Source organism: Candidatus Palauibacter irciniicola (assembly GCF_965208695.1).
In the GTDB taxonomy this organism is placed as follows: Bacteria; Gemmatimonadota; Gemmatimonadetes; order Palauibacterales; family Palauibacteraceae; genus Palauibacter; species Palauibacter irciniicola.
On sequence record NZ_OZ242352.1, the window covers coordinates 881035 to 898405 of the forward strand.

The 17371-nt window shown below is 69.6% G+C and carries 14 protein-coding genes; 2 read left to right on the forward strand and 12 right to left on the reverse strand.

From position 1 onward, the window contains the following. Positions 1-29: 29 nt before the first annotated feature. From ACOGI9_RS03715 to ACOGI9_RS03730, 4 genes are read right to left on the reverse strand one after another with little or no spacing between them, the layout of a single operon-like run. The gene (locus ACOGI9_RS03715; RefSeq protein ID WP_419858544.1) at positions 30-1856 is read right to left on the reverse strand and encodes a DUF4153 domain-containing protein; all 1827 of its coding nucleotides are present in this window, start codon (positions 1854-1856) and stop codon (positions 30-32) included. Further along, positions 1853-3019, reverse strand: a complete 1167-nt coding sequence (locus tag ACOGI9_RS03720; RefSeq protein WP_419858545.1) for a pyridoxal phosphate-dependent aminotransferase — start codon at positions 3017-3019, stop codon at positions 1853-1855. The genes ACOGI9_RS03715 and ACOGI9_RS03720 overlap by 4 nt, the downstream gene beginning before the upstream one ends. After that, positions 3016-4971: a cation:proton antiporter gene (locus tag ACOGI9_RS03725; protein WP_419858546.1), complete on the reverse strand. Its 1956-nt coding sequence runs from the start codon at positions 4969-4971 to the stop codon at positions 3016-3018. The genes ACOGI9_RS03720 and ACOGI9_RS03725 overlap by 4 nt, the downstream gene beginning before the upstream one ends. After that, positions 4968-5879 (reverse strand): DUF3810 family protein, encoded by a 912-nt coding sequence (locus ACOGI9_RS03730; protein ID WP_419858547.1) that lies wholly within the window; start codon positions 5877-5879, stop codon positions 4968-4970. The genes ACOGI9_RS03725 and ACOGI9_RS03730 overlap by 4 nt, the downstream gene beginning before the upstream one ends. A 144-nt stretch (positions 5880-6023) precedes the next feature. Between ACOGI9_RS03730 and ACOGI9_RS03735 the strand changes: the two genes are divergently transcribed. Next, positions 6024-6533 (forward strand): hypothetical protein, encoded by a 510-nt coding sequence (locus ACOGI9_RS03735; RefSeq protein WP_419858548.1) that lies wholly within the window; start codon positions 6024-6026, stop codon positions 6531-6533. On the opposite strand, the gene ACOGI9_RS03740 is transcribed toward ACOGI9_RS03735, so the two are convergent. The 4 genes from ACOGI9_RS03740 to ACOGI9_RS03755 are packed head-to-tail and all read right to left on the reverse strand — an operon-like array spanning position 6530 to position 9906. Beyond that, positions 6530-8218, reverse strand: coding sequence for a hypothetical protein (locus ACOGI9_RS03740; RefSeq protein ID WP_419858549.1), 1689 nt, complete (start codon positions 8216-8218; stop codon positions 6530-6532). The two genes, ACOGI9_RS03735 and ACOGI9_RS03740, sit on opposite strands and share 4 nt — an antisense overlap. 28 nt (positions 8219-8246) lie before the next feature. Next, a complete protein-coding gene (folK, locus tag ACOGI9_RS03745) occupies positions 8247-8756 on the reverse strand; it encodes a 2-amino-4-hydroxy-6-hydroxymethyldihydropteridine diphosphokinase (RefSeq protein WP_419858550.1) in 510 nt (169 codons plus the stop codon). After that, entirely contained in the window at positions 8753-9121 is a 369-nt protein-coding gene (gene folB, locus ACOGI9_RS03750; RefSeq protein ID WP_419858551.1) for a dihydroneopterin aldolase, read from the reverse strand. The genes folK and folB overlap by 4 nt, the downstream gene beginning before the upstream one ends. Then, entirely contained in the window at positions 9121-9906 is a 786-nt protein-coding gene (locus ACOGI9_RS03755) for an SDR family NAD(P)-dependent oxidoreductase (RefSeq protein WP_419858552.1), read from the reverse strand. Before ACOGI9_RS03755 ends, folB begins: the two co-directional genes overlap by 1 nt. A 152-nt stretch (positions 9907-10058) precedes the next feature. On the opposite strand from ACOGI9_RS03755, the gene ACOGI9_RS03760 reads away from it, so the two are divergent. Beyond that, positions 10059-11045: an NADPH:quinone reductase gene (locus ACOGI9_RS03760; RefSeq protein WP_419858553.1), complete on the forward strand. Its 987-nt coding sequence runs from the start codon at positions 10059-10061 to the stop codon at positions 11043-11045. Positions 11046-11085: 40 nt separating this feature from the next. Here ACOGI9_RS03760 and ACOGI9_RS03765 read toward each other — a convergent pair whose 3' ends face one another. The 4 genes from ACOGI9_RS03765 to ACOGI9_RS03780 all read right to left on the reverse strand — a co-directional run bounded on the left by ACOGI9_RS03765 (position 11086) and on the right by ACOGI9_RS03780 (position 17310). After that, positions 11086-12753 (reverse strand): serine hydrolase domain-containing protein, encoded by a 1668-nt coding sequence (locus ACOGI9_RS03765; protein WP_419858554.1) that lies wholly within the window; start codon positions 12751-12753, stop codon positions 11086-11088. A 168-nt stretch (positions 12754-12921) separates the two neighbouring features. After that, a complete protein-coding gene (locus ACOGI9_RS03770) occupies positions 12922-14595 on the reverse strand; it encodes a serine hydrolase domain-containing protein (RefSeq protein ID WP_419858555.1) in 1674 nt (557 codons plus the stop codon). 45 nt (positions 14596-14640) lie between these two features. Beyond that, positions 14641-15720 (reverse strand): CapA family protein, encoded by a 1080-nt coding sequence (locus ACOGI9_RS03775; RefSeq protein ID WP_419858556.1) that lies wholly within the window; start codon positions 15718-15720, stop codon positions 14641-14643. 171 nt (positions 15721-15891) lie between these two features. Further along, the gene (locus tag ACOGI9_RS03780; protein ID WP_419858557.1) at positions 15892-17310 is read right to left on the reverse strand and encodes an amidohydrolase family protein; all 1419 of its coding nucleotides are present in this window, start codon (positions 17308-17310) and stop codon (positions 15892-15894) included. Positions 17311-17371 lie beyond the last annotated feature (61 nt).

Below are 17371 nucleotides of genomic sequence, written 5' to 3' on the forward strand. Positions count from 1 at the left end.
GGTTGTCCGCCGCCGTCCGCGGCCGATGGTTACGGTGGGGGAGCCTCGACGGGCCCGAGGAGGAGCGTGCCGGTCACGCGGGTCGGCCGCAGCTCCCCGTCGCTGTCGTAGAGCCGCAGCAAGGTGACCTGGATGCGAGCCGTCACGTCCGCCGCGGAGATGTCGAGCCGGAGGGAGTCCGGCGGCAGTTGCACTCTCCCGGGCGCCGTCGTGGTCCCGGAGCGCCCGGCGCGCGCGATGAGTTCGGCGAAGGACACCGTGGCCAGTGCGTCCCCGCCGAGCCGGATCGTCGTTCCGAGGCTGTCCGCGGCGGCCTCGAAGGTGAGGGAGTCGCCCTCGAACGGATACCGTCCCCCGAGGAGGTTCCGCTCGAAGACGGCCCGCTCGAAGCCGGACACGGCGACGGCCGCGTTCCGGCCCCCCGGCGGCGAGATGTCGACAAACCCGAAGGGGTCCGCGAGCAACCCCTCCGAGGGCACGAGCCCGAAGTGGTCCGCGATGAGCGTCGCCCGGCGTCCGGCCTCCGCGACCCTCGGCGAGGCCGCCATTCCGTCTCCGATCGTATCCACCGTCGCCACGCCGCCCTCGAACCACGCGTCGATGGCGGAGGTCCCGTGCCACGAAATCAGGTAGAGCAGGACGTCGTTGATCTGCTGCCAGTCCTCGGGCGGGATCTCGACGCCGGCCGGCGAGATGCGGCCATCCGTCAGAACTCCGTGCGTCGACAGCAGATCCTCGAGCCGGCCCACCTGGCTCCGTTCGGCCACGGCGTAGGCGGACCATGGACCGACGAAGGTGACGGCGCCGATGACGGCCAGCGTCAGGGGAATCCCCTTGATCTCGCGCGACCGCGTCACCGTGTAGAAGAGGGCGGCGCCCGCCAGCCAGACCCCGAGAAGGAGCAGCAGGTACCGGCGCTCGGTGATCCCGTACTGTTCGATGCGCTGCCCGATGGCGAGCAGGAGCATCACGATGGACGGGATGATGAGAATCCAGAAGATGCGGGCGTACGTGTCGATCCACGCGTGGCCTTCCCGGCCGCGGCGGGGATGCACCAGGAGGAGCGACAGGATGCCGAAGGCGGCGAGGGCGGAGACGAGGAGGCCGATCCACCCGCTGGGCCACGTCGTCGTGATCACGACGCGTCCGAGGTAGGCGGTGAGGATGATCAGGTATACGGCGACGAGCGGGAGGAGCACGTACTGGGCGAAGACGCGCAGGCCCGCCGGATAGTCGTCGCGGCGTTCCAGTTGCTCGAAATCGTCCGGCACGCCGGCGAGCACGAACCACGTCTGGAAGACGAAGCCGAGGAAGAAGAAGAGCCGGCCGTAGTTTTCATCGGCGATGTCGATGTTGAACAGGTTCTCGATGCCGAACATCGCGATGGAGAGTCCGGCGAAGAGGACGCCGGTGTAGATCGCGCCGAGGCCGAACCGGAAGAAGAGCGTGCGGTTGAAGTGCCAGAAGCCGTTCGGCTCGCGGACGCCCACGTAGGCGATGAAGGCGACGAGCAGATGCAGGGTCGCGGTCAGGTGAAAATGGCGGAGGCCGGCGACGTTCTCGCCCCAGTTCGGCCACTGCCAGTAGTAGAGGGCGAGCACGGCCACGCCGAGTCCGCGCAGCGCCCAGTGCCGCGGCCAGGGGAGCTTCCGCCGCTCCGCCAGCAGGGTGAGCCCGGTGAGCAGCGGCAGGCCGAGACTGGCCGTGGCGACGAGCCGCAGTTCGAGCGCCGTTTCCGCGTTGATCGCCCGCATCGCGGCGATGGCGGCGACGACGGCGCAGGTCAGGACGACGGGGAACCGCCGCGCCGTCACCCACGCCGCGGCGGCGAGCCGCTCGACCGAGGGGAGCTTCAAACCCGCGCTCTGACCGTCACGAGTCGCTCGGCGGCCTGTTCGAGCAGCGCCTCCGTCTTGCAGAACGCGAACCGCACGAGCCTGCGCCCATCCTCCGGGTTGTGGAAGAAGCTGGATCCCGGGACGGGAGCCACGCCGACCGTGCGCGTGAGCCAGAACGCGAATTCATCGTCGGGAAGGTCGGAGAGGTCCGAGAAGTCCGCGAGGACGTAGTACGCGCCCTCCGGCTTGCGGCAGTGGAACCCGGCCTCGACGAGCGCGGGATAGAAGAGGTCCCGTTTGGCGCCGTACACGTCCGCGAGCCCTTCATAGTAGGACGGCGGAAGCATCTCGAGGCCGGTGGCCACGCCTTCCTGGAGCGGCGCGGCGGCCCCCACGGTGAGGAAGTCGTGGACCTTGCGGATGGCGTCCGACAACTCCGGGTGCGCCACGATCGTCCCCATCCGCCAGCCCGTGACCGCGAACGTCTTCGAGGCGGCGCTGATCGTGATCGTTCGGTCCCGCATGCCGGGGAGCGTCGCCATCGGAATATGCCGCGCGCCGTCGTAGAGGATGTGCTCGTACACCTCGTCGGTGATCGCGTAGGCGTCGAACTCCTGGCACAGGATCGCGATCTTCTCGAGTTCGTCGCGGGTGAACACGCGGCCCGTGGGGTTGTTCGGAGTGTTCACGATGATCGCGCGCGTCCGGTCGCTGAACGCCGCCCGCAGGCGGTCGAAGTCGATGCGCCACTCCGCGGTCAGCGGCACGAACACCGGGGTCGCGTCGCAGAGCGTGGTGTCCGGCCCGTAGTTCTCGTAGAAGGGCTCGAAGACGATGACTTCCTCTCCCGGGTCCACGATCGCCAGGAGCACCGCCATCATCGCTTCGGTCGCCCCGCACGTGATCGTGAGGTGCGCCTCCGGGTCGACGTCGAGCCCGTACCAGTCGTGATACCGCGCGGCGAGCGCGTCGCGGTACCGTTTCGCGCCCCACGTGATCGCGTACTGGTTCACGTCGTCGTAGATCGCGCGCGCGGCGCCGATCTTCAACGTGTCGGGCGACTCGAAGTCGGGGAAACCCTGCGAGAGATTGATGGCCCCGTGCTCGTTCGAGAGCCGGGTCATCATCCGGATGACGGATTCCGTGAAGCCGTGCGTACGGCGAGCGGTATGGATCTTCATCGCTCCGAATCTGGCCCGTCGACGGGCGTGGTGCCACCGGCGTCGGGGGCGTCTTCTCTTGCCGTCTCCCCGCCGCCCTCCGCCGGTTCGGCGTCCGGGCGGCGGAAGCCGGCCCGGGCGAGCCGCGATTCCGCGAGTTCCGCCTGCTCGCGCAGCCAGCCGAACCAGACCACGTCCCCGGGCTTCAGCGTCGTGCCGCTCGACACCGGCTGTTCGCGCCTCCCGCGGCGATGCACGAGGGCGAGGGCGGGGAACCGGCGGTCGGCCAGCGCCTCGATCTGGGAGATGCGCAACCCGGCGAGGCCCTCGAAGAGGAGAGGTTCGATCTCCACGCGGTCTCGCCGGAACTCGTGCGCCCAGCGCTCGTAGTCGACCCCGAGCCCGAACAGCACGGAGGCGCCGCTCTCGTCGACCTGCTCGGGTCCGACGCCCGGCGTGAGCGGATCGATGGCCACGAGACGGTTCACGCCCGGGCAGCTCTCCTCGACCCGCTTGGCGATGAGCAGGTTCACGCCCTCGTTCGGCGTGAGCGCGACGAGGGCGCGGCGCGATTCGACCCCCGCCTTCAGGAGCGCGCGCGGCTCGTTCGCGTTGCCGAGCACGACGCGGAAGCCGTCGCGCTCCGCCGCTCCCGTCTCCGTCGGGTTGGTGTCGATGAGAACGATCGGGGCATCCCCGCCGCGGGCGGCGCGCAGGGTTCGGGCCAGCGCGCGTCCGATGGGATTCGCCCCGACGATCGCGAACCCGTGGTTGGACGGTTTCCGTACCCCCAGCAGGCGCGCCATGAGCCCGCCCGTCCCGCCGAGGACGACGACGGTGACGGCGATGACGAGGAACACCATCGCGCGCAGCTGGTTGCCTTCCACCTCCATGCCGCTGTGTGCGAGTTCCGCCGCGAACAGCGACGAGACGGCGAAGGCGACGATCCCGCGCGGAGCGAGCCAGGCGAGGAACGCCTGCTCGTTGCGGCTCAGGCCGGCGCCCCGGGTGCAGAGGAGAACGCAGAGGGGGCGGACGACGGCGACGAGGACGATCACCGTGACGATCCCGCCCGCCCCGAGCGCCCACACGTCGCCGAGATCCACCGCCGCCGACAGGAGGACGAAGAGGAGTCCGACGAGCAGAAACGTGAGTTGCTCCTTGAACTCGACGAGTTCCCGCGCGTGGCGGGGTCCCATGTTGCCGACGACGAGGCCGGCGATGGCGACGGTCATGATCCCGCTCTCGGGCAGGATGGCGTGCGAGCCCTGGTAGAGCGCGAGGACGCATGCGAGCGTGAAGATGTTCCGGAGATCCGAGGGGATCGCGCGCCGCATCCTCAGCAGTCCGCCGATGATGAACCCTCCCGCCACCCCGATGAGGGAGCCGAGGCCCAGGCGCGTGACGAGGCCGAGGAAGCCGGCCCCCACGTCCCCCGCCGTCGACGCGAGCGCCAGTTCGAACGCGACGACCGCGAGAATCGCGCCGATGGGGTCGATGAGCACGCCTTCCGCCTCGAGGATCGTCCGCAGGTTGGTTCGCAGGCGGATGCGCCGCGTGAGCGGGTTGATCACCGTCGGCCCCGTAACCGAGACGAGCGCCCCGAACAGCAGGGCGATGCGGAGACTCCAGCCCAGCGCGAGCATCGCCGTGACGGCGGCCCCGGCGATCGTGACCAGCGCGCCGAGCGTGATCAGCCGGCGGATCGTCAGCGCCTCGCGGCGCAGTCGGTCGAGATTGAGTTGCAGCGCGCCCTCGAAGAGGATCACCGCGACCGCCAGCCCGACGATGGGATTCAGACCGTCGCCCAGCGTGTCGGGCCGCACGATGTTCGCGAACTCGGGGCCGAGGAGGATGCCCGCCGCGAGCAGGACGAGGATGCCGGGAACGCGCGCGTGCCGTGCCAGCGCCTGCGCCACAACGCCCGCCGTGATGGCCAGGGCGAAGGTGAGCGCCGGGTCCTGGAGGTTCACGAGGCGGCGGTTCGCTCCATCGCGAGGAGGAAGTTCGTGAAGCCCTCGTCGTAGTCGGAGAGGCCGTTCTGTCCCGTGAGCTTCATGCGGGCGTTGTAGGCGTTTTTCATCATCGGACCCACGACGCCGCTGACCGGACCCTCCGCCGGGTGGCGGACGGCGAACGCGTCCTTCAACTCCTCCCGGAGTCCGAGTTCGGCGAGAAGGCCGTTGTAGGCGGCGGCGTCCCGCTCCGCCAGCACCCAGAGGTGGCGGTCCAGGCGCTCGCAGTGCGCCGACTGCTCGAGCACGGGCTCACCCGAGCGCACGAGGGCGAGATAGCCGAGGACCTGCGCCTCGACTTCCTTCAGGTATCCCTTGCGGTGGCAGAACTCGTGCGCGATCACATGGGGCTCGAAGACGCCCGTGCTCCGGAAGATCGCGACGTCTCCCGTCAGCGGGTCCGCCGCCCCGAGTGCGAAGGGGAAGACGATCTGCGCGAGCATGAACTCCCGGACCTGCGAACTCGTCTCCAGACGCTGGCCGGTGAGTTCCGCCAGAAAATCGGTAAGGCACAGGTCGACCTGCTTCGCCAGTTCCTTCCGCGGCGTATCCATCGGCACGTAGTTTGCGTTCAGCCGCTCTACGAGACCTTCGACATCGCGTCTCCGTTCCTCCTCCGACGCGGCGGGTGGGAAGAGCGGGTCGAAGCCGAACGCAGCCTCGAAGTCCACGCGGCGGGCGTCCGCCCGAACCGCCCAGTCGATGAGCGCGCTGCCCGCGTACACGCCGAGCGCGGCCGCCTGCACCGCTCGCCCGGCCGGGCTCAGACCGAAGAGAATCCGGGCCGCGACGGGGGCGGCGAGCAGCAGATCGGAAGGCGCGACCGGGAGGTACGTCGCCAGGTTGGGAATGCGGAGTCTTTCCATGGATCCTCGTACGCGGGTCGGTGGACGAAAGTTCGGGATCGACGGGCCGGGTGCAACCGTCCGGGCCTTCGCGGCGTCCCACTCCTGTCGAACGACGGGAGGACGATGAACCGGATGGCGGGAATGGGAAACGGAGGGGGGTACATGCGTCGAAGCGGGCCGGGATCGCTGGTCGTCCTGTTCGGAGTCGTCCTGTTCGGAACGCCACTCGCCGCCCAGGAGGTCAAGGTCGGGGGCCAGCTCACCTTCGGCGACGACGCGGACTTCGGCATCGGCCCGCGCGTGCAGATGTCGCTGCCCTGGATCGCTCCCGGGATCCGGGTAGCCGGTTCATTCGACTACTTCTTCCCGGACTCGGGTCTCGGCGACCCCGGCGGCGACTACGACTACCGCGAACTGAACTTCAACGTGCTCGGGGACCTCTCGTTCCCCGATGTGACGAACCTCGTCCCCTATGTCGGCGGCGGGGTGAACGTGGCGTGGGAATCGGTCCCATCGGACGGGGTAAAGGGTCCCGAAGAGCGGCTCTTCGGGATGAACCTCGTCGCGGGCTTCCGGTTTCCGCTCGACGGGTTCACGCCCTTCGTCGAGGCGAGGTACGAACTCGAGGGGGGACAGCAACTCCTCGTGGCCGGCGGCATCCTGCTGCCCTAGAATCGTAAGCCGCCGCCGAAGCTGAAATCCCACCTCGATTGTTCGCTGTCGTCGAGCCCCCCGCCGAAGCGATAGCCGAAGTTGAGATTCATTACCTGCGCGAACGAGGAAAGTGGGGAACCCCCGAACAGGGTGACCCCGACGTTCCCGCCCAACCTCCGGTCCTGATCCGGATACCAGGCACCTCCGTAGTCGACGAACGCGCCCACACCGATACCGGTCAGATTGGCGAAATTGTCGACGAGGTAGAAGCGATGTTCCAGGGTGGTCTGGAGCGTTCGGGTACCTATGAAGGCGTGCGGTCCCCAGAGGCGGGGCAGGACATCGAAGCCGATGTCGTGCTCGGACCCCGGCCGGGGCGACTCCTGGGCCCCCGCGACGGCCCGCAGAAAGGTCGTGTTGCGATCGGCCAGGCGTACCGCCGCGGTTCCGCTGCCGAACACATAGCCGGAATCCAGGCCGGCCGAGTTGAACAGTCCGCCCCCATCGACGTAGCCCTTGAGGATCGCCGACCCGGCTCGCCTCCCCGAATCAAGGCGGAGGCGGGCGCCGACCCCCGTCGACTCGTACCCGAACGCTTCATGCGCGAGCTTCAGCGAGAAGAACACGCGGTCGCTCAGGTCCTGGTCCTCTTCGGCGAAGCCGTTGAAGTGCTGCACGCGTTCGAATCGGGCACGCCGCCACTCCACCTGCGCGCCGACCAGGCCGTAGACCGAATCCGGAACCGTCGCGTAGAGGCTGTCGACATTCACGTCGGGATGCTCCAGCCGCATGTGCTCCTCGTGGCGGACCTCGAGAGTCACGCCCAGGCGCAGGAACCCGCGCGCGCTGGCGATCGGGGCGATCTGGCCGGTGAAGCGGTTGATCAACGCGCGCCGCCGCCATTCGATCGTCTGTAATTCGTCCGGGTGGACTCGACGGTACTGCGGGATCCGTCCATCGAAACTCCGCCCATCGTAGTAGAACGCGGAGCGGTCGGAAAAGGAGCGGAAGGGGCTCGCGAGCCTCCATGAGACGACGTCGCGGTCCGACAGGTTCAGCCACGTTCCGCTGGCCAACAGCCGGGTCGCCCCGATCCGGTTGGAAGTGAGGCGCAGGTCCATCCCGTCGCGATCCGTCTCCCGCACGTACCATACCCGCATGGCGTTGCCGGTGCCCGCGAGGTTGGTCTCGGTCACGCCGAACGCACCGGTGATCGTACCGTCCGCCGCGAGCCGGCCGGTGAACCGGGGCTGCAGGCTCCACGCTTCGCGCGTACGCACGTCCAGCGCCAGCCTGCCGTCCTCGAGCCGCGCCGTGTCCACGCGGACCCGGTGAAACAGGCCGAGGCGGCGGAGGTTGCGCTCGCTCTCGGCGACGAGCAGCGAGTCGGCCGACGCCCCGGCACCGAGGAGGAGTTCGCGGCGGATCACCCAGGCCTGCGTCATTGCGTGCAGCCCGTTCCCCAGGCGGTAGATGAAGTTGTTCTCCGCATCCTCGGGAAGGAACACGTCTCGCCGCGTGATGATGACGGTGTCGATGACCGTGGCCGCATTGCCGTCCATCCCCCCGGCGGGAGGGGATGCCTGTGCGTGCACCGCGGGCGCGGCGACAAGGCCCAGCAGAAGCAGGATGTGGGCGACGTTCTTGCCCCGGATCGGGGCCCGGCGGGTCCCCCGGATCGGGGGCGCCGTGGACGGAATCATGGGGCGGGAAGGTACGGTCGCGCGGGGTTCACGGCCACCGGACATCGTCGCGTCTCGCGAGCCCCGGCTCGTCGCGGAAACGGGCCGCGATTTCGCCCAGGGTGATTCCGAGGTCGGGATGCCGGAAATCCGGCGCCACATCCGCGAGGGGCACCGCCAGATGCGCCCTCGTGGGGATCTCCGGATCCGGGAGTTGCAACTCGTCCCGGTCGACGACCAGGCCCTGTACGGCGGCGATGTCGATGTCGATCGTGCGCGGGGCGTTGGGGTCCGCGGTCCGGACCCGCCCGAGGCGGCGCTCCAGCGGCCGGATCACCTCGAACTTCAGTTCTCCCGGGGAGAGGTCGGATGTGATGCGCACGGCCGCGTTCAGGAAGCGGGGCATCCCGGGGTTCCCGACCGGGTCCGCCTCGTAGATGGGCGAGGCTCCCTCGATGCCCAGCAGTTCGTCGAGCGCCTCGAGGGCCGCGACGATGTTCCGCTCGGGATCGATGTTCGAGCCCAGCGTGAGGAGGATGGCCCGGGGGGAGGTGTTCACGCGTAGTCCGCCGCCGTCCGTTCGACTTCGACCCCCACGGAGCGGGCGTAGCGCAGCGCGCCGGGCTTCTCCACCCGGACCTTGGCCCGCGCCGCGCCGAAGTCGACGATCGCGATCCGCGCGATCTGGTGCGCGAGCGCTTCCACGAGATATGGCTCGGCGGTCTCGACGTGCGCGATGACGCGCTTCGTCAGCGTTCGGTAGTTGAGCACATCCGCCACATCGTCGGACTCGCCCGGGGACCGGGCGTCCACGGAGAGGGAGAGGTTGATCACGATGTCCTGCTTCTTCTCGCGTTCCCAGTCGTTGACCCCGATGATGCCCCGGATGAGGAGGTCGCGGATGATGACCGTATCCGATGCCATCAGCGCGCCCCTCCCGTCATCAGATGTTCGCCGCCATCCACGTGGATCGTCGCTCCCGTCACATAGTCGTTCTCGGCCAGGAACCGCGCCGCGTGCGCCACGTACCGCGGATCCCCCGTCCGTCCGAGCGGGGTCCTCCGGCCCTTCTCCCGCCAGGCCGCGTCCTCCGCCGTCTCTCCGGGAGGCGGAAGAATCGGGCCGGGAACGATCGCGTTCGCGCGCACCTCCGCGCCCAGTTCGCGGGCCGTCAGCGCCGTCAGGTGCAGAAGTCCCGCCTTGCTGACCCCGTGCGGCGCAAACCCCTTCCAGGCGGCGAGCGCCGACATGTCCGACATGTTGATTATGACACCGGGCGCCCGAGGTTCCCCCTGGCTTCCGCGCCGCTCGGTCACGCCGCGCATTCGGACGGCGGCCCGCTGCGTCATGAGGAAGGGAGCGCGCAGGTTGAGCGCGTGCGCGGCGTCCCACTCGGCGACCGTCGCCTCGCCGAAGGGAGTACGTTCGAAGCTCGCGGCGGAGTTCACGAGGATGTCGAGGCGTCCGAACGCCTCGTCGAACGCCCCGAACAGGTCGTCGATCTGCTCCGGGTGCGAGAGGTCCGCCGCGGCCGTCGCCGCGCGGCGCCCCAGGGCCCGCACGTCGCTCGCCGTGCGGGCGGCCGCTTCCGCCGAACTCCGATAATGGATGAATACGTCGCACCCCGCCTCGGCCAGGCCCAGCGACAAAGCGCGGCCCAGCCGGCGCGCGCCCCCCGTCACGAGTGCGACGGCGCCCTCGAGTTTCACGGCACCTCTCCGTTCACGAGCGTCTCCCGGCAGCTTTGGAGCCGGGAATGTACAAGGTTCGAGAACGGATGGGGCGTTGCACGCGGAGGCGCCGCACGCCCCATTGCGGCAGCACCCGCGGCGGGCGCGGGGGTGGGACCCGGAGGAGGCGCGTGAAAGCGATCTGGTATGAGCGGACCGGCCCCGCGCCGGACGTGCTCCGATTCGGGCATCAGGACGCGCCCGTGCCGGAGGCGGGAGAGGTCCGGGTGCGGCTGGCCGCCTCGGGGGTGAATCCGTCGGACACCAAGCGGCGGGCCGGCTGGATCGGACTGTCGATGCCTCACCCGCGCATCGTACCGCACTCCGACGGGGCGGGGACGATCGATGGGGTGGGGTCGGAAGCGGACCGGGCGCGCGTCGGCGAACGCGTCTGGCTGTGGAACGCCCAGGGCGGCGGCCGTCCGTTCGGCACGGCGGCGGAGTACACGGCGGTGCCGGCGGCGCAGGCCGTGCCGTTGCCCGACAATGCATCCTTCGCCGACGGCGCGGGTCTCGGAGTGCCGGGCTGTACGGCGCACTACGCCGTGTACGGGGACGGGCCGGTGGGGGGCAAGCGGATCCTCGTGCAGGGAGGGGCCGGGGCCGTCGGCCACCTGGCGGTGCAGCTCGCCACGCTGGGCGGCGCCGAAGTCATCGCCACGGTGAGCAGCGCCGCCAAGGCGGAGGTCGCGCTGGGCGGCGGTGCGAAGCACACGATCGACTACCGGCGGGAGGACGTCGCCCGCCGGGTGCTCGACCTCACGGATGGCGAGGGCGTGGACCGCGTCATCGAGGTGGATCTCGCCGCGAACCTCGAGACGGACGTCGCGGTCCTGCGGGAGAACGGGACGATCGCGTCGTACTCGTCAACCTCCGGCCCGGAACTGCCGCTCGCCTACTATCCGCTCGCCTTCAAGGACCTGCGACTCCACTTCGTGCAGGGATACCTGCTGCCGCCCGCCGCCCGCCGCGCCGCCGTCCGGGACCTCACGACCTGGCTCGCGGCCGGACAGCTCGACGTGCGGATCGCCGCGACGTTCCCCCTCGCGGAGACGGCGTCCGCGCACGAGGCCCTCGAGTCCGGCCGCGCGGACGGGAAGATCCTCGTCGAGATCTAGCCGCCCCTGGCAGAGCCCCGCCGCGTTCGAGGGGGTCGCGCTACTGCACCCGTTCGAAGCGCAGGTCCCAGACGCGTCCCTGGCTCAGGCTGGCCTGCGTGACCCGGCCGGTCTCGTCGCGCCGGAAGATGAACGTGCTGCCTCCCTGCCTGAAGGCATCGGGATACACCGGCGTCAGCGACGGCCCGTCCCCGTACCGGTCCTTCAACACGAGCCCGCCGTCTTCGACCTCGACCCAGTACGTCACCTCCGCCTCGTCGCTGCGGTAGGCTCCCACGTAGGCGGCCAGGTCCGACGCGCTGGGCTCGAACCCCTCCACCGGTTCGATCCTCACGTCGTCCGCGACCGGCGTATCCATGGTCGCCCCGGGCCTCGTTCCGCCCCCGGCCGCGGCGTCGAAGACGATGGACACGCCCGCCGGGGAGGCGAACTCGGTCTCGCTCATGGCGGCGAGGGACATCCCGCCCGGCCCCAGGCCCAGGCGGAGCGAGGAACCGTCCGCCGTCAACTCCATGAACTGGCCCGTGCGGGTGTCGCGGTATCCGCCCGCGAACGCGGCGACGCGGGCCGGATCGACGTCCGTGCCCGCCGGATCCTCGGAAGCCTCCTCGTCGATGGCGTCGCCGAGGTAGAGTTCGGCCACCGAGCGGGCGAGCCCGCCGGGGTTGGCCTCGCCCCGGTTGCACATCACCGACACCGCGAGTCCGTGGTCCGGGAAGCGCGTGAGGAAGCCCCGGTACGCCGCGGTGCCCCCGGAATGCTGGACCTCGCGCACGCCCCTGTATTCGCCGACGAAGAGCCCGCCCGCGTAGCTGATCTGCCGTCCGGAGTCGAGCATCCCCTGCTCATGCATGAGCCGGATGAACTCCGGCCCGCCGACCTCGCCGGTGTCGAGGTTGCGGGTGAACCTGAGAAGGTCGCCGACGGTCGTGAGCAGGCCGCCGTTCCCGTGCACGTTCTCGAACGGCATCAGCATGTGCCATTCGCCGTCGTCGCCGCGCCGGTATCCGATCGAGCGCTCCTCGACGATCTCGGTGAAGTCGTCCCGCCACTGCGTCTTCGTCATGCCGAGGGGGCCGAAGATCCGCTCCTGCGAGAACTCGTCGAAGGTCTGTCCGGTCACTCGCTCCACGAGCATCGCCTGGAGGTTGTATCCCGTGTTCGTGTACGAGTAGTAGCGCCCCGGCTCGTAGTTGAGGGCGAGCTGGCGGCTGGCGATGTCGAGTGCGTGCTTGTGCGTGTGGATCCGGGTGGTCCGGCCCCAGCCGTGGATGCCGGCGACCGACCCCCAGTCGCGGAGCCCGCTCGTGTGATGGATGAGCATCCGCACCGTGATGGGCTCGCCGTAATCGGGCATCTCCGGGAAGTACTCCCGGATGTCGTCGTCGAGGTCGATGCGTCCGTCCAGCGCGAGCAGGATCGTGGCCGCCGCGGTGAACTGCTTCGAGACCGAGCCCGGCTCGAACACGGTCTCGGGCGTGTTCGGCAGGTCCCACTCCAGGTTTGCCATGCCGTACGCGCGCGCCATGACCTGCTGTCCATCCCGCGAGACCGCGAAGGCGCACCCGGGGCCGTCCGCGTAGTCCGCGAAGACCGCGTCGAGCGCCGCCAGTTCGACGGTCTCCGAGGACGAATCGTCCCGACTGGCGTCGGCGCAGGCGAGTCCCGCGGCGAGGGGAAGGATGAGGGTCCAGGGTCGTGTCTTCATCGTCTTCCTCCTGACTGAATGGCGGCACGCACCGTCTCGTCGCCGGCCGCAGCCGTCCGCGCAGCCGGAAGTGCAATGTCGGCACCCGCACCCGCCCCGTCGAGATCCGGCGTCGAGCCGCGCCCGCGCACGAGGCGGGCGCCGCCGGCCGCGGCACCCCGTCCCGGTCTATTCCACTCGTTCGAAGCGGAGATCCCAGACCCGTCCCTCGCTCAGACTTGCCTGCGAAACCCGGCCGGTCTCGTCGCGTCGGAAGATGAACGTGCGGGACTCCTGGCCGAACGCATCGGGATACAGCGGTTCAAGCGCGGCGCCGTCCCCGTACCGGTCCCGAAACATGAGCCGCCCGTCCTCGACCTCGAACCGGTACGTCACCTCGGCTTCATCGCTGCGGTAGGCTCCCGCGTATTCGGCCAGGTCGGCCGCCGTCGGCTCGAACGGGCCGACGGGCTCGATCCGCACCCCGTCCGCCGCGGGCATGTCCATGATGCCGGGGGGACGTTCGCCCGCGCTGGCGGGACCCTCGAATGCGATGGATACGCCCGTGGCCGAGGCGAACCCGGTTTCGCTGGTGGCCGCGAGCGGCGGCCCGCCGGGTCCTCCGCTCATGAGCAGAGATGAACCGTCCGCGATCAGCTCCAGATACTGTCCCGTTCGCGTATCCCGGTATCCGCCGGCGAACGTGGCGACGTCCGCGGGATCGACATCCACCCCTGTCGCATCGACCCGAGGCTCCTCGGTCATCGCGTCCGCGAGGTAGAGTTCCGCCACCCGGCGGACGAGTCCGCGCGAGTCGGCTTCGGCCACGTTGCACATCAGGGACACCGCCAAACCGTGATCCGGATAGCGTGTGAGGAAAGCCCGGTACGCGGCCGTCGAACCGCCGTGCGACACCTCGCGCACGCCCTTGTATTCGCCCACGCGAAGCCCGCCCGCATAGCCGGTCTTCCACCCCGAGTCGAGCGTTCCTTCTTCGTGCATGAGACGGACGAATTCCGGGCCGCCGACCTCGCCGGTGTCGAGGTTGCGCGTGAATCGGAGAAGGTCCCCCACGGTCGTGAGCAGACCGCCGTTGCCGTGGACGTTCTCGAACGGCATCAGCATGTGCCATTCGCCGTCCTCTCCGCGCCGGTAACCGACGGAGCGCTCATCCACGATCTCGGTGAAATCGTCCCGCCACTGCGTCTTCGTCATCCCGAGGGGGCGAAAGATGCGCTCCTGCGAGAACTCGTCGAAGGTCTGGCCCGTCACCCGCTCGATGAGCATCGCCTGGAGGTTGTATCCGGTATTCGTGTACGAGTAGTAGCGGCCCGGCTCGTAGTTCAGGGCGCCCTGGCGGCTCGCGATGTCGAGCGCGTGTTTGTGTGAGTGGACCCGGCTCCAGCGCGGCCACCCCTCAATGGAGGCGACCGAACCCCAGTCCCGAAGACCGCTCGTATGGTGGATCAGCATCCGCACGGTGACGGCTTCGCCGTAGTCCGGCATCTCCGGAAAGTACGCCCGGATGTCGTCATCGAGATCGATCCGTCCATCCAGAGCGAGCAGAATCGTGGCCGCGGCGGCGAACTGCTTCGAGACGGAGCCGGGCTCGAACACCGTCTCCGGCGTGTTCGGGACGTGCCACTCCAGATCCGCCATCCCGTACGCGCGCGACATGACCTGCTGCCCGTCCCGCGAAACGGCGAATGCGCACCCCGGCCCTTCGGAGCCGGCGAAGTCCGCGAAGATCGCGTCGAGGGCCGTCAGTTCGGGAGCGCCCTCCGGAGGGCCTCCGGGGTTCGCGCCCGCGCAGGCGAGCCCCGCGGCGGTCGGGAGGATCAGCGTCCAAAGCGGTGTCTTCATCGTTCTACTCCCCGACGGAGGTCCCGGAAACGGAGTGGCCGGATCTCAGCGCGAGACATCGATGACTCCGGCGTTTCCTTCGATGCGCAGTGTGGTCCCCAACCCCGCCGAGCGCGCGCGGATGTCCTCGAGCAGGGTGCGGGCGGCTTCGCCTTCGAGCGGATACGGCTGGGACAGGGCGTCTCCGCGCCCGGCGATGGGGAGGACGTCCAGCCGCGTGGCGCCCTCCGCGCCCAGGTGCAGGCGGATCGCGATATTGTCCATCCAATAGTCGTGCCCATGCCCGAAGATGAAGTTCCCCATCGAGTAGACGATCGGCTTGCCGTCGCGAACCTCGATCCCGCGCGGGACGTGAGGATGGTGTCCGAGGATGGCGTCCGCGCCCGCGTCGAGGATGTCGTGCGCGAATTCGCGCATTCCGGGGTGCACCTCCTGGCTGTTCTCGATCCCCCAGTGGAAGCTCACCGCGACGAAATCGACGCGGTCGCGGACGCGGGCGATGTCTTCCCGAATCAGGAGCGGGTCCATGGGGACGACCCCCGACTGGCTCGGCGTCGCGAATGATGACCCTCCGTCGTTCACGAACTGCGCGTACGCGAGGAACGCGACACGGAGCCCGCCGCGCTCGATGATCCAGGGTCGGCGGGCGTCGGCGAGGTCGCGTCCCGTACCGGCGTGGCCGACTCCCGCCCGGCGCAGGTGATGGATCGTGTCGAGCAGTCCTTCCCCTTCGGCGTCGAGCGAGTGGTTGTTGGCCGTCGCCACCACATCGATCCCCGCCCAGGCGAGGGCGTCGGCGAAGGCCGAGGGCGTGCGGAAGGCGCCGCTCCAGCGGGCGTCGTCCGAGAGCGGCGTCTCCAGGTTGGCGAAGGCGATGTCCGCGTCGCGCAGGAGGTCGGCCGCGCCGTGAAACGGGTAGCGCGCCTCCTCCTGCCCGTCCTCGAAGGAGAGGCCGTAGTGATGGGCGCGAAGGTGGTGCGCGTCTTCCGCGATCAGGGTCGTGTCGAGTGCCGCCTCGAGAACGTCGCGGGAGTCCGGCGTCGCGGCGTACGGCACGCGGATCCAGCCGTCGCCGCGGTGCCAGAGCACGTTGCTGCGGCCCGACGGGGCCGCGTCGTAGTACATGGCCGGGGCCTTCGTCGCCCGCGACCATTCGATGTCTCCGACCGCGACGATTGTAATGGGTTGTCCGATAACAGGTTGTGGTGCTACGGCCGCCACGGCCAAGCCGACCGCCAGGAGCGTGCGGACGACGTATTCTCGGGATGCGGGCATAGGGCGTCTCCGGTTGTGGGACTACTCGGTCGGCGCCGCGGCCAGAATCTCGGCGGGATCGAGCGCGCGTCCGGCGCGCACGACGGTCCGGATGCGCCTCGTGTTGCGGATGTCCTCGAGCGGGTCCGCATCGACCAGCACGAGATCGGCCTCCAGACCCGCCTCGACGGCGCCGCGGTTCTCCTCTTCCTTCAGAATTCGCGCGTTCTCGAGCGTGGCAGCGGACAGGACTTCTCGCGGCGGCATGCCCGCTTCGACGAGAAACTCCATCTCGTGGTGCAGCGAGGCGCCCGGCGCGACCTGCGGCTCCGGGGCGTCGGTCCCGACGAGCAACTGCACGCCGGCTTCACGCAGCATGCCGGTGAGCCGCAGGTATTTCTCCCACGTCCCCTCGCGCACGGAGACCGGCGCCGCGCCCCAGTCCAGGCTTCGGCGCTGCCGGTCCTTGTCCCAGAACGCCTTGAGTCGGGCCGGCATGGCGTCGTGGTCGGGGTGTCCGTAGACCTCCGGGAGGTCCATGAAGAGGAGTGTGCCCCAGAAGACCATGAGCGTCGGGTCGACGCGCGCGCCGTGCTCGGCGATGACGTCGATGAGGCGGCGCGCCTCGTCCGAGTCGAGGTTGATCGAATGGCGGTCATCGGGGTCATCGAGGAGGAAGTTGGACACCGTGTAGATGTGTTCGACGCAGTCGAGCCCGTCGCGGACGGCATCCGCCGTGTGATAGTCGAGGAGGTGTCCGCTCACGACGAGGCCGTGTTCGTGGCCGGCCTCGATCACGCGGCGCCCGACCTCGCGCCCGGTACCGACATAGATCTTGAGCGTCTTCACGCCCCACGCGACCATGTCCGCCACGAAGGGGTCCACGTCGGCGGGGGTCGCCAGATACCAGCCCACGTCGGGATGCCAGGGTGGGTTGCCGTCGATGAGAAAGCTGCACCGGAAGACGTTCGGCGAGATCTCCGGGTGGTCCTCGGCGTAGCGCTCGATGAGGCGCTGGGCGGGGACGTTGTCTCCCGTGCTCCGGATCGAGGTCACCCCGTGCCCGAGGTAGAAGGGCAGAACCTCGTCGCCGGTCATGTGCGACTGGTAGAGGATGTGGGTGACGTGGACGTGTGCGTCGATGAGTCCGGGGAGGACGAAGAGGCCGGCCCCGTCGATGCGCGCCGCGCCCGCGGCGGCGTCGGAATCGGCGTTCAGTTCGGCCGCCGGGGCGACGGCTTCGATCCGGCCGGCCCGGACGAGGACGCTGGTATCCGGGCGCATGGCGCCGGCCCGGACATCGAAGACGCTGGCGCGGTCGATGAGCAGCGCGCGATCCGGCACCTCGCCGGCCGCTTCGCCGGTCGCCGACGCCCGGTCCTGCCCGCCGCAACCGAGGGCGAGCCCGGCGCCGGTCAGCGCGGCGCCCCGCACGAAGTCGCGGCGGTCGATGGAAGCCACGGGCGGCTACGCGGAAGCTAAACGGTACACGAGCGTCATTTCTGAGGATCGTCCGCGGCCC